Raw genomic sequence first — 15143 nt, 5'->3', positions numbered from 1 at the left:
TGCCTAGATGAACTCGATCTTGGAGACGACGTAATAGCGCTCGCCGGCGGGCACCGTGACCTCGACCTCTTCGTCGAGCTTGCGCCCGATCAGCCCGCGGCCCAGCGGCGAGTTGTACGAGATCCGGCCGGTCTTGGCGTTCGCCTCGGTCTGGCCGACGATCTGGTACTTCACCGGCTTGTCATTCTCGTCGAGCAGCGTGACGGTCGCGCCGAACACGACCTTGTCGCCCGAAAGCTCCTTGGGGTCGATGATCTGCGCGCGGCTCAGCTTGTCCTCGATGTCCGAGATCGAGGCCTCGACCTGGCCCTGACGCTCCTTGGCGGCGTGATATTCGGCGTTCTCCGACAGGTCGCCATGCGCCCGCGCTTCCTCGATCGCATCGACGATCGTCGGGCGTTCGGCCTTGAGGCGCTTCAGATCCGCGGACAGCGTCTCATAGCCCTCTTGCAGCATTGGCATCTTTTCGACGGTCGCCATATCTCGTCCCCAATTCATTACCCAACGCGAGCCGTTACGCGGCCCGCTCACACATCACGCTCTCATGTCGGGATCAGTTGTGCGACTGCGAATAATAGGATTGCAAGGGCCGTACTTCAAGGCTGTGCGTCGAAAGCTTCGCGATCGCCTTGGCCGCCTCGAGCGAGGCGGGGGCGGTCGTGAAATAGGGAATCCGCTGGCCGAGCGCGGACGCACGGATCGGCTGCGAGTCCTTCAGGCTCTGCCACCCTTCGGTCGTGTTGAAGATCAGCGCGATGTCGCCGTCCTTGATGCGGTCGACGATATGCGGCCGCCCCTGCGCGACCTTGTTGACCGTTTCCACCGGCAGGCCGGCGCGGGCGAGATGTTCTGCGGTGCCGCCGGTCGCGACGATCGAGAAGCCGGTCTCGACCAGCGCCTTGACCGCCTCGACGATCATCGCCTTGTCGCTGTCCTTCACGCTGACGAACACGCTGCCCTTCGTCGGCAGGATCGTCCCCGCCCCCAGCTGTGCTTTCGCAAACGCGATCGTGAAATCGGGATCGATCCCCATGACTTCGCCGGTCGACTTCATTTCGGGTGACAGCACGGGATCGACGCCCGGGAACTTGTTGAAGGGGAACACCGCCTCCTTCACCGCATAATAATCGATATGCCGGTCGATCTTGGGCAGGTCCTTCAGCTGCTCGCCCGCCATCACGCGCGCGGCGATCTTGGCGATCGGCGCACCGATCGCCTTGGCGACGAACGGCACGGTCCGCGACGCGCGCGGATTGACCTCGATGAGGTAGACCAGCCCGTCCTTGACCGCGAACTGGATGTTCATCAGCCCGACGACCGACAGCGCATGCGCGAGCGCGACCGTCTGCCGCTCGATCTCGGCGACGATCTCCGCCGACAGCGAATAAGGCGGGATCGAACAGGCGCTGTCGCCCGAATGGACGCCCGCCTCCTCGATATGCTGCAACACGCCCGCGACGACGACATCGGTCCCGTCGCAGATCGCGTCGACATCGACCTCGATCGCATCGCGCAGATACTGGTCGATGAGCACCGGCGAGTCGCCCGACACCTGCACCGCAGTCGCGATATAGTGTTCGAGCTGCCCCAGCGTGTCGACGATCTCCATCGCCCGCCCGCCGAGCACATAGCTCGGCCGCATCAGCACCGGATAGCCGATCCGCTCGGCCGCCGCGACCGCCTCGTCGCGGCTGCGTGCAAGCCCGTTGGCAGGCTGGAGCAGACCCAGCTTGGTGATCAGCGCCGCGAACCGCTCGCGGTCCTCCGCCAGATCGATCGCGTCGGGCGTCGTCCCCAGGATCGGGATCCCGGCCGCTTCCAGCGCTCGCGCGAGGTTCAGCGGGGTCTGCCCGCCGAACTGCACGATCACGCCGACCAGCTCGCCCTTCGACGCCTCGACATGCAGGATCTCGAGCACGTCCTCGGCGGTCAGCGGCTCGAAATACAGCCGGTCGCTGGTGTCGTAATCGGTCGACACGGTCTCCGGGTTGCAGTTGACCATGATCGTCTCATAGCCCGCATCGGCAAGCGCGAAGCATGCATGGCAGCAGCAATAATCGAACTCGATCCCCTGCCCGATCCGGTTCGGCCCGCCGCCAAGGATGACGATCTTCTTCCGATCGGTCGGGGCGGACTCGTTCTCGGGCTCGCCAAAGCTCGGCGCCTCATAGGTCGAGTACATGTACGGCGTCTTGGCGTCGAATTCGGCCGCACAGGTATCGATCCGCTTGAACACCGGCCGCACGCCGAGCTTCAGGCGATGCTGGCGCACCTCCTCCTCGGTCACGCCGCCGGTCATCGCCTTGACGACCTCGTGGATCAGCCCCGACCCGCGCGCGATCCCGCGGTTCATGCCGCGCAGATTGGCGGATTGCAGCGCGAGCCAGGCGAGCCTCTTGTCGCTGAAGCCCATGCTCTTCAGACGCCGCATGCCCGCCGCGTCGATCGGCAGCCCGTCCTTCATCACCTCGGCCTCGGCCGCGATGATCTCGGCGATCCGCTCGAGGAACCACGGATCATACTTCGCGATCGCGTGCACCTCGGCGACGGTGAAGCCCTCGCGCAACGCCTGCGCCGCGACCAGCAGCCGGTCGGGGGTCGCGACGGCCAGTGCCGCCTCGATCTCCGCGCGCGGCGCGCCGACCAGATGGTCGACCTGGTTGAAGCCCGACAGCCCGGTCTCTAGCCCACGCAACGCCTTCTGCATCGATTCGTGGATGTTGCGGCCGATCGCCATCACCTCGCCGACCGACTTCATCGCGGTGCCGAGCGTGCTCGACGCACCCTTGAACTTCTCGAATGCGAAGCGCGGGATCTTGGTGACGACATAGTCAATCGTCGGCTCGAAGCTCGCGGGCGTAGCCCCCGTGATGTCGTTTTCGATCTCGTCGAGCGTGTAGCCGACCGCGAGCTTGGCCGCGACCTTGGCGATCGGGAAGCCCGTCGCCTTCGACGCCAGCGCCGACGAACGCGACACGCGCGGGTTCATCTCGATGACGACCAGCCGGCCGTCCTTCGGATTGACTGCGAACTGGACGTTCGAACCGCCTGTTTCGACACCGATTTCCCGCAGCACCGCGATCGATGCGTTGCGCATGATCTGGTATTCCTTGTCGGTCAGCGTCAGCGCCGGCGCGACCGTGATCGAGTCGCCGGTATGGACGCCCATCGGATCGACATTCTCGATCGAGCAGATGATGATCGCGTTGTCCTTGCGGTCGCGCACCACCTCCATCTCATATTCTTTCCAGCCGAGCAGCGATTCCTCGATCAGCACCTCGGTGGTCGGCGACAGGTCGAGCCCGTTGCGGACGATCGCGATGAACTCCTCGCGATTATACGCGATCCCGCCGCCCGATCCGCCCATCGTGAAACTCGGCCGGATGATCGACGGAAGCCCCGTCTTTTCAAGCCCTTCCAGCGCTTCTTCGACAGTATGTGCGATCGCCGAGCGCGCGCTCTCGAGCCCGATCCGGTCCATCGCGTCGCGGAACTTCAGCCGGTCCTCCGCCATGTCGATCGCATCGGCATCCGCGCCGATCATCGTCACGCCGAACTTCTCCAGCGTACCGTCATGGAACAGCGCGAGCGCGGTATTGAGCGCGGTCTGCCCGCCCATCGTCGGCAGGATCGCGTCAGGCCGTTCCTTCTCGATGATCTTGGCGACGATCGCGGGCGTGATCGGCTCGACATAGGTCGCGTCGGCCAGCTCGGGATCGGTCATGATCGTCGCGGGGTTCGAATTGACGAGGACGATCCGGTAACCCTCCTCCTTCAACGCCTTGATCGCCTGCGTGCCCGAATAATCGAACTCGCACGCCTGGCCGATGACGATGGGTCCTGCGCCGATGACGAGGATCGAGGAGATGTCGGTGCGTTTTGGCATTTACTTCGATTCCGTTGGCGGCTCGGAAATATACCCGAGCATGATGCGGCGGTCTGTATTCCTAGAAAGGTAACATCTGCCCGCTTTGGTGAGCTTGCCGACCGGGCCGGCTTTCACCAATGCGCGCGTTGTATGATAGCTTTCGAGTGAGATCTGACACGTCTGGGCGATTTGTTCATCGCTCTGTTCCTTCTGCGCGCAAGCCGACTGGCTGACGACCAGGCTCGCAAGGAACAGCAGCAGCTTCATAGCATTCCCACAAACCGCTCGAACAGATACAGACTGTCCTGCGGCCCCGGGCTCGCCTCGGGATGATACTGCACCGAAAACGCCGGCTTGTCGGTCAGCTCGAGCCCCGCATTCGACCCGTCGAACAGCGACACATGCGTCTCGCGGACGTTCGCCGGCAGGCTGTCGCGCTCGACCGAGAAGCCGTGGTTCATGCTGGTGATCTCGACCGCACCATCGGACAGGCGCTTGACCGGATGGTTGGCGCCGCGGTGCCCCTGGAACATCTTGGTCGTGGTCGCGCCGATCGCGAGGCCGAGCAACTGGTGGCCCAGACAGATGCCGAACAGCGGCTTGCCCGTCTCGAGCAGCTCGCGGATCACCGGCACGGCGTATTCGGCGGTCGCGGCGGGATCGCCCGGGCCGTTCGACAGGAAGATGCCGTCGGGCGCGAGCGCCATCACCTCGTCATAGGTCGCGGTGGCGGGCACGACGGACACCTTCGCGCCGGCGGCGACGAGGTTGCGGAAGATGTTGCGCTTCGACCCGTAATCGATCGCGACGACATGCGGGCGGGCCGCACTCGCGACGGGGGCATCGCCTTCGCTCGACCCGGACGATTGGGGCGACGCATCCCCTTCCCCGTTCGTGCTGAGCGCAGTCGAAGCACCGCTCTCCCCATAGCCGAACCCAAGCCGCCATGTGCCGCCCGGCGCCTGGTCCCCCCAGCCATAATGCATCTCGGTCGACACGCCCTTGGCGAGGTCCATGCCCTCGAGCCCCGGCCAGCCCCGCGCCATCGCCAGCAACGCGGCGACGTCGAACTCGCCGCTCGCCGAATGCGCGATCACGCCGTTGGGCGCGCCGCCGACGCGGATCCGCCGCGTCAGCGCGCGCGTGTCGATCCCCGACAGGCCGATCCGCGCATGCCGCTTCATCCAGCCATCGAGGCCCTCGACCGCGCGGAAGCTCGAGGGGCTCGTCACGTCCTCGCGGACGATGATGCCCAGCGCGTGCGGGTCGTCCGCCTCGATATCGTCGGGGTTCGCACCGACATTGCCGATATGCGGGAAGGTGAAGCAGATCATCTGCCCGGCGAAGGACGGATCGGTCAGCACCTCCTGGTACCCGGTCATCGCGGTGTGGAAGCACACCTCGCCGACCGCCTCGCCCTCGGCGCCGAACCCGCGCCCCCAGATCACGTCGCCATTGGCAAGCACGAGCACGCCGGTCGCGCCGGCGGGCTTTGCCGAAGACATGGGTGTAGGCTGGGCGTCGGCCATCAGGCTGGGCACTCTCTTTACGTTGACGATGTCGCTAAGTGGTGTCCGCTAAGGCCGGCGTGCCGCAGCGTCAATCTGTTAAACCTTGGCTCGACGCGCTATCGCGTCCGGCTATCCCGAACCGCCTGAAAGACCCGTATATGATTCGCGACGACATCAAGGCCGCGCAGCTCACCGCGATGAAGGCCGGCGACAAGGAGAGCCGCAACGCCATCTCGTTGATCCAGGCCGCAATCAAGAACCGCGACATCGAGGCGCGGACCGGCAAGGCGCCCGAAAGCGACGACGCGCTGGTGATCGAAGTGCTCCAGAAGATGGTCAAGCAGCGCCGCGAGTCGATCGAAATGTTTTCGAACGGCGGCCGCCAGGAACTCGCCGACGCCGAGGCCGCCGAGGTCGCGGTGATCGAACGCTTCCTGCCCGCGCAGATGAACGAGGCGGAGACGACGGCCGCGATCCTCAAGATCAAGGACGAACTCGGCGCGACCGGCATGAAGGACATGGGCCGCGTCATGGCCGAACTGAAGGCGCGTCACGCGAGCGAGCTGGACATGAGCAAGGCGAGTGGCCTGGTGAAGGCGGCGTTGTCTTAAGAAGATTTGTTCGCGCGGAGGCGCGGAGGCGCGGAGGTGTTGCGCTCGCCGGGAGCGGGCGCACACTACTATCGCCGCGCAGCGGCAGGCTGGATCGACATTTGCGCTGACGCGCAACAGAAGCCCTGAGCGTCACACCTCTGCGCCTCCGCGCCTCCGCGCCTCCGCGCGAACAAACCCTGCTTCTTCTCCTCTTCGGATTGCAGGTATCACCCCAACAGTGATACCGAGCTATACTCGCGCGCATGGCCCTGACCCCGCAATTTCTGGACGAGCTGCGCGGCCGCACGTCGCTGTCGGCGCTGATCGGCAAGACCACCAAGCTCACCAAGGCCGGGCGCGAGCACAAGGGCTGCTGCCCGTTCCATAACGAGAAGACGCCCAGCTTCTACGTCAACGACGACAAGGGCTTCTACCACTGCTTCGGCTGCTCCGCGCATGGCGACGCGATCAAGTGGATGACCGACCAGCGCGGCCTGCCGTTCATGGACGCGGTCAAGGAGCTCGCCCAGGCCGCCGGGCTCGACATGCCCGCGATGGACCGCCAGTCCGCCGCCAAGGCCGAACGCGCCAAGGGTCTGCATGAGGTGATGTCCGACGCCGCCGACTGGTTCGTCGAGCAGCTGAACGGCCTTGCGGGCAACGACGCGCGCGCGCTGCTCGACCGCCGCGGCATCACCCCCGAGACCGCGCGCGCATTCGGCATGGGGTTCGCGCCCGACAGCCGCGGCAAGCTGAAAGCCGCGCTCAAGACCTACGGCGACCCGATGCTGGTCGAGTCGGGCATGCTGATCAACGTCGAGGGCAAGGACCCCTATGACCGGTTCCGCGGCCGGCTGATGATCCCGATCCGCGATCCGCGCGGCCGGACGATCGCGTTCGGCGGGCGCGTGCTCGACGGCGGCGAGCCCAAATATCTCAACTCCCCCGACACCCCGCTCTTCGACAAGGGCCGCACGCTCTACAATCTCGACCGCGCCGCCCCCGCCTCGCGCAAGTCCGGCCGCGTACTGGTGGTCGAGGGCTATATGGACGTCATCGCGCTCGCCCAGGCCGGCTTTGGCGAAGCGGTCGCCCCGCTCGGCACCGCGCTGACCGAGGCACAGCTCGAACGGCTGTGGCGGATGGTCGACGTCCCCCTTCTCTGCTTCGACGGCGACTCTGCCGGCCAGAAGGCAGCCCTGCGCGCCGCGCACCGCGCGCTCCCGCTGCTCGCCCCCGGCCGCAGCCTCGCCTTCGTCACGCTCCCGCAAGGCCAGGACCCCGACGATCTCGTCCGCGCGGGCGGCCCCGGCGCGTTCGAAGCGCTGCTGAAGGCCCCCGAACCGCTCGTCGACCGCCTCTGGGCGTCCGAAGTCGCCGCCGAGGCGCTCGACACCCCCGAACAGCGCGCCGGCCTCAAGCGACGCCTCCACGAGCTTGCCGAGGGCATCGGCGACCCGTCGGTGAAGCAGGAATATCAGTCCGAGTTCAAGGACCGCTTCTACAAGCATTTCAAACCCGTCCGCGCGCCCTTCGTCCCCCGCGGCGAACGCCCCAAGGGCGGGTGGAAGCCGCCTTCCGCGCCGGTCACCGAGGACGCAAAGGCCTTCCTCGCCACGGGAATCGACCGCGTGCTCGCAAAAGCCGTGCTCGCCGGGCTGATCCGCCATCCGGTCGAGATCGCCCGCCACATGGAGGTGCTGGGGCCGCTGCAACTCATCGACGGCGCGCTCGGCCGGCTGTTCGAGGCGGTCGTCGATGTTGCACTTGAGGACCAGAAGCTTGATAGCGGCCGCTTGCTCACCATATTGGCGAGGTCCGGTTTCAATTCAGTCGCGAGTGACCTGTTGCGAGCCGATACGATGCCCTACTCGTTCACGCAGACCACGGCCGATCCCGCCCGCGTCCGCGCCGACCTAGACGAGGCGATCGCGATCATGGTCGCGCGTCCCGAGGTCGATGCGGCGCTCAAACAGGCGACCGCGGCGATGCAGACGCACTTCACCGAAGATGCGTTCGAACGACAAGTGGCAATGGTAAGAGAGAAACAGGCGTTGGAAGTCCGACTTGCAAATCTTGTACAGTCGAACGAAGACGCCCGAGCGTTGGGTACCGAGGGCGATTGATGGCTAAGGCGAACATGGCGGAACCCGCCGAGACGAACGACACCGGCGATGCGCCACTGATCGACATGAACGATGCGTCGATCAAGAAGGTCATCGCGCGCGCCAAGAAGCGTGGCTACATCACCTATGATCAGCTCAACGAGGCCTTGCCGCAGGGCGAGATGTCGTCCGACCAGATCGAGGACATCAGCGCCGCGCTGAGCGAGATGGGCATCAACATCGTCGACAATGACGAAGCCGGCGAGGAAGGCGAGGCCGAGCCCGCCAAGGACGACGACGACGAGCCCGAGGCCGCCGACGCCGAAGCCGACACAGGCCCCGCGATCGAGAAGAAGAAGGAGACCGTCGATCGCACCGACGATCCGGTCCGCATGTATCTTCGCGAGATGGGCGCGGTCGAGCTGCTCAGCCGCGAGGGCGAGATCGCGATCGCCAAGCGGATCGAGGCGGGTCGCGACACAATGATCCTGGGTCTGTGCGAATCGCCGATCACCTTCAACGCGATCATCGACTGGTCGACCGCGCTCAACGAGGGCACGATGCAGCTGCGCGAGATCATGGATCTCGACGCGATGCTCTCGAAGGACCCCGCGCCCGAGGCGATGGCCGAGGACGGCGAGGCCGACGACGGCGAGATCAGCGAGAAGAACGCCGGCCCCTCGTTCAAGGAAGAGGCCGAGCCCGAAGAGCCGTCCGCCGACGAGGACGAGGATGGCGAGCGCCGTGCCCCGCGCGCGTCGGACGACGAGGAGGAGGACAACACCCTCAGCCTCGCGCAGATGGAGGAACAGCTCAAGCCGATCGCGCTCGAGCGCTTCGCCAACATCACCGCGCTCTACAAGAAGTTCAGCAAGATCCAGCAGTCGCGCGTCGACGCGATGGGCATCGGCGGCGATTTCTCCGCGGCCGACGAGCGCAAGTATCAGAAGCTGCGCGAGGAGCTGACGGCCGAGGTCGAGAGCGTCCAGTTCCACAACGCCAAGATCGAATATCTCGTCGATCAGCTCTATGCCTATAACCGCCGCCTGACCGCGCTGGGCGGCCAGATGCTGCGTCTCGCCGAGCGCCACAAGGTGCCGCGCAAGGACTTCCTCGATCGCTATATCGGTCACGAGATCGACGAGAACTGGCTGGCGACGGTCAACAAGGTCGACAAGAAGTGGACCGCGTTCGTCGCCAACGAGAGCGAGGCGGTCGAGCGCATCCGCGCCGAGATCGCCGACATCACGCAGCAGACCGGCATGGCGCTCACCGAGTTCCGCCGGATCGTCAACATGGTCCAGAAGGGCGAGCGCGAGGCGCGTATCGCCAAGAAGGAAATGGTCGAGGCGAACCTGCGTCTCGTGATCTCGATCGCCAAGAAATACACGAACCGGGGTCTTCAGTTCCTGGATCTCATCCAGGAGGGCAATATCGGCCTGATGAAGGCGGTCGACAAGTTCGAGTATCGCCGCGGCTACAAGTTCAGCACCTATGCGACCTGGTGGATCCGCCAGGCGATCACCCGCTCGATCGCCGACCAGGCGCGCACGATCCGCATCCCGGTCCACATGATCGAGACGATCAACAAGCTGGTCCGCACCAGCCGCCAGTTCCTCCACGAGCAGGGCCGCGAGCCCACGCCCGAGGAAATGGCCGAGCGCCTCTCCATGCCGCTCGAGAAGGTCCGCAAGGTGATGAAGATCGCTAAGGAGCCGATCAGCCTCGAAACGCCGATCGGCGACGAGGAGGATTCGCATCTCGGCGACTTCATCGAGGACAAGAACGCGATCATCCCCGTCGATGCCGCGATCCAGGCCAACCTCAAGGAAACCGTCACGCGCGTGCTGGCGAGCCTCACCCCGCGTGAGGAACGCGTGCTGCGCATGCGCTTCGGCATCGGCATGAACACCGATCACACGCTCGAGGAAGTCGGCCAGCAGTTCAGCGTCACCCGCGAGCGCATCCGCCAGATCGAGGCGAAGGCGCTGCGCAAGTTGAAGCATCCGTCGCGCAGCCGGAAAATGCGGAGCTTCCTCGACCAGTAAGGGTTGCGGAATTGCTGATCGAACGAACGGGCCGCGGTGGAAACACCGCGGCCTTTTTCGTTATAGGACCGGGGTCAATGCGAGAAACCATCGGCTCCCATATCCCCCGAACAACGACAAGCCGGCGTTCGCAAGACACCATGCCCTCCCTGTTCTCCCGCGAAGGCGGGAGCCCAGTCTGGATCCCCGCCTTCGCGGGGAAACACGTCTTATGTGTCCGAAAGGGATAGCCGCCGAAAGCTTCCCATTAGCTTGCGTGAGGTTAACGCCAAACTCGGCTTGCCGGCGCTCCTCGCAGCCTTGTTAGACTTTGCTGTACAGAGCCGATGGCTAATCGTTTGGCGATAGCAATACGGCATGCGGGTATGGAGAACCACGTGCGTTATCCAAGTCGCACTCGGGGTGTCATAATGGTGGGAGCCCCCGAGAGCCCTATGGGGACAAACCGCGTCTGATTTTGTCGGAGTCCACCCCTCGCATAACTATAGAGATTTCAGGTCGTGAGCGTATTAGGTACTCGAAAGCACTGCACCGCTAGTACACCGGACGATTCCCAAACACCAAGATTGGAAGCAGACGTTGGACCCTCCCGGCCGTAGCCCCTATTGGCATGACGAGCAGCAACTTGAGGCGGAGGCCTACGCTTGGTTTAACGACCTGTTTTATGATCCCGAGGCTGAGCGCGCGGCTGGCATAACGCGGAAATACCGATGGCTGCCGCAAGATACGATTGCGCCTTATGAAGTCTTGCAGTCTCGGTATGGAAAAACGATGAGCCCGTGGCTTATTCGAGACATAAGCGAACGCCTATCCGAAACGTCATCGAACTGGCGTTCTAGACCTGATGAATTCACCGACAAAAATGAGCTTGCCAGCCCCCAAGCAGCAACAACAAGGCCAAATGAGATTGAGGTCGAGCGGGAGGCCCTTCTAGCAGCTATCGCGGCTTTGGAGGCGGCGGTTGCAGCTATACAAAATCCTAAGCCGCTGTTCGGGCATAACATGCCGCCCGAGGGGTTGGATGATGACCCCGTATCGCGAAAAGAGCTAGCCGATTTAGTCGTAACCATCAATCAGATGAAGCAGCAGGCAAAGTCCCCCGCTCCTGACACGCAGGCCATAATAGAGGGGCAAGGCAAGCTATCTAAGTTTGCGCAGACGGCGATGACTTGGGGCGGGGGACGGGGCACCAAGTTTACCGATGCCATGCTAGAAACTAGCGGAAAGGCACTCGGTGCCGCCTTGGTTCTAAAGATAACTGGGATACTGCCAGACGTGTATGCCGTTATCGCCGCCGCCGCGAAGTTCGTTGGAGCAATAACGCATTCACTGACTGGTTAGTCTTAGAGCAGTATCCTTATCAATCCTCCCCCGCCAGGGGGTGGTGGCGCCGAAGGCGACGGAGGGGGAGGATACGGAACAGAGGTCATCCCTTACCGCCCCCTCCGTCTGGCAAGGGCCAGCCACCTCCCCCTTGCGGGGGAGGAATTACGGTCGAACCGGGTCGACAATCCCTCTAAAGCCCCGCCATGCCCCGCCTGATCCTCTTCAACAAACCCTACGACGTCCTCAGCCAGTTCACGGACGAGAAGTCGCCCACCCCGCGCGCTACGCTGTCGCAGTTCGTCGACGTACCCGGCGTCTATCCGGCGGGGCGGCTCGATCGGGACAGCGAGGGGCTGTTGCTGCTGACCGACGACGGCCGCCTCCAGGCGCGGATCGCGGATCCGAAGTTCAAGCTGGCCAAGACCTATCTCGTGCAGGTCGAGGGCGAGGCGGGCGAGGCCGCACTCGATGCCTTGCGCCACGGCGTCGTGCTGAAGGACGGCCCCACCCGCCCCGCCGGGGTCGAACGGATCGCCGCGCCCGATCTCTGGCCGCGCGTGCCGCCGATCCGCGTGCGCGCGAGCATCCCCGATTGCTGGCTGAGGATCACGATCCGCGAAGGCCGCAACCGCCAGGTCCGCCGGATGACCGCCGCGATCGGCCACCCGACGCTCCGCCTCGTCCGCTGGAGCATCGGCGACTGGACCCTGGCGGATCTCGCCCCCGGCCGCTGGCGCGACGCCTGACCCGGCCCCGCGCCGCCCGCCTCAACACCACGGCCCACGATCCACACAGGCCGCCACCCCACCCACACAGTCATCCTGACGAACGTCAGGACCCAGGGCCACAAGCGCCGCCGCCCCTCCCACGCCGTCATCCTGACGAACGTCAGGACCCAGGGCCACAGGCGCCGCCGCCCCTCCCACGCCGTCATCCTGACGAACGTCAGGATCCAGGGTCACGAGGGCGGCCCTCCATGGCGCTCGTCACCACCCGGCCCGCTGTAAGGAACGCTGCTGGCCAAAATGCCGCAAAAGGCGCAGCCTGCCCGCATGGCCTGGTCTGATCCAGCCTCGACTCGCACCCCCGCCTCCGCGGCGGCCGGGTCATGCCCGACAGGGGGTCGTCACCCCCACGCGAAAAAACGCGCTATCGTCTCAACATTCGCAACATTCGCGGCCCCCGCTCCTGCCCCCGCTCTCGCCGGACGCAGGACGCCGCGCACGAAAAAGGGCGCGGGGACCATCGCCCCCGCGCCCTCGATCGCGTCTCGCAGGACCCGATTACTCGGCGGCTGCGGTGCCCTTGGCGGGGCGCATGTCGCGACGCTCGGCGATACGCGCTGCCTTGCCGGTGCGGCCACGCAGGTAGTACAGCTTGGCGCGACGCACGGCGCCCTTGCGGACCACTTCGATCGAATCGACGTTCGGCGAGTAGAGCGGGAAGACGCGCTCGACGCCCTCGCCGAAGCTCATCTTGCGCACGGTGAAGTTGCTGCCCATGCCCTTGTTCGAGCGCGCGATGCACACGCCCTCATAGTTCTGAATACGGGTGCGCTCGCCTTCGACGACCTTCACGCCGACCTTCAGCGTATCGCCGGGGCGGAAATCGGGGATCGTCTTGTTGGCCAGGAACTTCGCGATGTTCTCGGCTTCGATCGTCTGCAACAGGTTCATAGTAAGTCCTCGTGTCGCCGCGCGCCAGAGGGCGACTGGACCCGAGCGCCCTCATGGCGCTCCCAAAGGTCCGGTCGCCGTGACCGTGTATCGATCTCCGCGCGGCGTTTGCGCCATGCGTTGATCTTCGCATGATCCCCCGATCGCAGCACCTGCGGGATCGTGCGCCCTTCCCATATCTGAGGTCGGGTATAATGCGGATATTCGAGAAGCCCCGTTTCGAAGCTCTCGTCATCCCCACTAGAAGCCGCGCCCATTACGCCGGGCAGCAGCCGAATGCAAGCATCGAGCAGCACCAGCGCGCCCATCTCGCCGCCCGACAGGATATAGTCGCCGATCGACACCTCCTCGATGGCGCGCGCCTCGAACAGGCGCTCGTCGAACCCCTCGAACCGCCCGCACAGCACGGTGACGCCGGGGCCTGCTGCGAGCGCCCGGACACGCTCTTGCGTCAGCGGCCTGCCGCGCGGCGTCATCGCCAGCACCGGCCGCCCGTCCGCGACGCTGTCGATCGCCGCGGCGACCACGTCCGCGCGCAGCACCATCCCCGCGCCGCCACCCGCCGGCGTATCGTCGACCGAACGATGCTTGTCGGTCGCGAAGTCGCGCAGCTGGACGGGCTCGCATGACCACCGCCCCTCCCCCAGCGCCCGCCCGGCCAGCGACGTGCCGAGCGGCCCGGGGAACATTTCGGGGTACAGCGTCACGATCGTCGCCGCCCAGGGCAGCTCGCCCGCCGCCAGCCGCGCCAGCCGCGCCTCCTCCTGCGCCGCGGCGAGAACCTGGGGCACGACGTCGGCGGGAAATTCACATCCCCGCACCTTCAGCCATTTCAGGCGTGCGAGGAACGCGTCGGCGCTGTCTTCGACATACTCCGCCTCCACCCCGCACCGTTCGATGGCAGGCTCGGCGACCTGCGCGACGTACCGGCGCACCCCGTCCGCGGTGTGCGACGCATAGGCGTGGAGATCGCCTTCCGACCAACGACAATAGCTCATGCCGCACGCCGCTATCACTCCCGCGCCCGGCTTGCGATAGCGATCGAGCGTTTCGCCACCGGAACGGATTCGCCGCGCCGCGCTTATAGCGGGATGGACGATTGCATCATCATCGGCGCCGGCCCCGCAGGCCTCACCGCCGCGATCTATCTCGCGCGGTTCCACCTCTCGATCCGGCTGTTCGACTGCGGCAGCAGCCGCGCCACGCTGATCCCCTGCACGCACAACCATGCCGGCTACCCCGAAGGCATCCGCGGCACCGACCTCCTCGCCCGGATGCTGGCACAGGCCGAGACCTACGGGGCGGTACGCGAGGCCGCGCGGGTCGATGCGATCGAGGTGGACGACGACGGCTTCACCGTCCGCCTCGGCGACCGCGCCGCCCGAGCGCGCAGCGTCCTGCTGGCCACGGGCGTCGTCAACAACCGCCCCGCCATGCCCGACGCGCTCCATGACGAGGCCCTGGAGGCGGGGCTGCTCCGCTATTGCCCGATCTGCGACGGCTACGAGGTCACTGACAAGCGCGTCGGCGTGATCGGCACCGGCGACCACGGCATGCGCGAGGCGCTGTTCCTGCGCGGCTACACCGCCGACGTGACGCTGATCGCTCCCGACGGCGGCCATGATCTCGACGCGACGTGCGAGGCCGCGTTGGACGACGCCGGTATCGTCCGCGTCGGCGGCCCCTGCGGCAACTACGCGATCGAAGACAGCCGGTTCGCGCTCGACACGGTCGACGGGCGATTGTCGTTCGACAGCGTCTATCCGGCGTTAGGCTCGGTGATCCGCTCCGAGCTCGCCGTCGCGGCCGGCGCACGCGCGACCGCCGAAGGGTGCCTAGAGGTCGACGACCACCAGCGCACCTCGATCCCCGGGCTGTTCGCGGCGGGCGACGTGGTGAAGGGGCTCGACCAGATCAGCCACGCGATGGGCGAAGCCGGGGTGGCCGCCACGACCATCCGCAACATGCTGTCGGAGCAGCGCCCGATCCGGCGCTGACTTTGGATGCCTCACCAAC

12 protein-coding genes are annotated in these 15143 nt (G+C 65.5%); 6 read left to right on the top strand and 6 right to left on the bottom strand.

From position 1 onward, the window contains the following. Positions 1 to 3: 3 nt before the first annotated feature. From greA to carA, 4 genes are all read right to left on the bottom strand, one after another. On the bottom strand, positions 4 to 480 hold the full coding sequence (gene greA, locus IFT54_RS06980; protein WP_031394601.1) for a transcription elongation factor GreA: 477 nt from the start codon (positions 478 to 480) through the stop codon (positions 4 to 6). A 73-nt stretch (positions 481 to 553) separates the two neighbouring features. Beyond that, on the bottom strand, positions 554 to 3886 hold the full coding sequence (gene carB, locus IFT54_RS06975) for a carbamoyl-phosphate synthase large subunit (protein WP_192070042.1): 3333 nt from the start codon (positions 3884 to 3886) through the stop codon (positions 554 to 556). Then, a complete protein-coding gene (locus tag IFT54_RS06970; protein WP_192070041.1) occupies positions 3887 to 4135 on the bottom strand; it encodes a hypothetical protein in 249 nt (82 codons plus the stop codon). After that, entirely contained in the window at positions 4132 to 5397 is a 1266-nt protein-coding gene (gene carA / locus IFT54_RS06965; protein ID WP_192070040.1) for a glutamine-hydrolyzing carbamoyl-phosphate synthase small subunit, read from the bottom strand. Before carA ends, IFT54_RS06970 begins: the two co-directional genes overlap by 4 nt. Positions 5398 to 5537: 140 nt before the next feature. On the opposite strand from carA, the gene IFT54_RS06960 reads away from it, so the two are divergent. From IFT54_RS06960 to IFT54_RS06940, 5 genes are all read left to right on the top strand, one after another. Continuing rightward, positions 5538 to 5990: a GatB/YqeY domain-containing protein gene (locus IFT54_RS06960; RefSeq protein ID WP_031440182.1), complete on the top strand. Its 453-nt coding sequence runs from the start codon at positions 5538 to 5540 to the stop codon at positions 5988 to 5990. Between the two features lie 245 nt (positions 5991 to 6235). Beyond that, complete coding sequence (gene dnaG / locus IFT54_RS06955; protein ID WP_192070039.1) at positions 6236 to 8098, top strand: DNA primase; 1863 nt, start codon at positions 6236 to 6238, stop codon at positions 8096 to 8098. Next, positions 8098 to 10125: an RNA polymerase sigma factor RpoD gene (rpoD, locus tag IFT54_RS06950; RefSeq protein ID WP_031440180.1), complete on the top strand. Its 2028-nt coding sequence runs from the start codon at positions 8098 to 8100 to the stop codon at positions 10123 to 10125. The genes dnaG and rpoD overlap by 1 nt, the downstream gene beginning before the upstream one ends. Before the next feature lie 771 nt (positions 10126 to 10896). Continuing rightward, positions 10897 to 11466, top strand: coding sequence for a hypothetical protein (locus IFT54_RS06945; protein WP_192070038.1), 570 nt, complete (start codon positions 10897 to 10899; stop codon positions 11464 to 11466). A gap of 188 nt (positions 11467 to 11654) precedes the next feature. Then, complete coding sequence (locus IFT54_RS06940; protein WP_192070037.1) at positions 11655 to 12197, top strand: pseudouridine synthase; 543 nt, start codon at positions 11655 to 11657, stop codon at positions 12195 to 12197. Positions 12198 to 12734: 537 nt separating this feature from the next. Here the strand turns inward: IFT54_RS06940 and rplS are convergent. Continuing rightward, a complete protein-coding gene (gene rplS / locus IFT54_RS06935) occupies positions 12735 to 13127 on the bottom strand; it encodes a 50S ribosomal protein L19 (protein WP_031395442.1) in 393 nt (130 codons plus the stop codon). Then, a complete protein-coding gene (gene trmD, locus IFT54_RS06930; protein WP_192070164.1) occupies positions 13124 to 13855 on the bottom strand; it encodes a tRNA (guanosine(37)-N1)-methyltransferase TrmD in 732 nt (243 codons plus the stop codon). Before trmD ends, rplS begins: the two co-directional genes overlap by 4 nt. 363 nt (positions 13856 to 14218) lie before the next feature. Between trmD and IFT54_RS06925 the strand changes: the two genes are divergently transcribed. Beyond that, positions 14219 to 15124 (top strand): NAD(P)/FAD-dependent oxidoreductase, encoded by a 906-nt coding sequence (locus tag IFT54_RS06925; protein WP_192070036.1) that lies wholly within the window; start codon positions 14219 to 14221, stop codon positions 15122 to 15124. Positions 15125 to 15143: the final 19 nt, after the last annotated feature.

The sequence above is a fragment of the Sphingomonas sp. CFBP 13714 genome, assembly GCF_014842205.1.
Taxonomy (GTDB): domain Bacteria; phylum Pseudomonadota; class Alphaproteobacteria; order Sphingomonadales; family Sphingomonadaceae; genus Sphingomonas; species Sphingomonas aerolata.
This window is presented reverse-complemented; position numbering and strand designations above follow the sequence as displayed.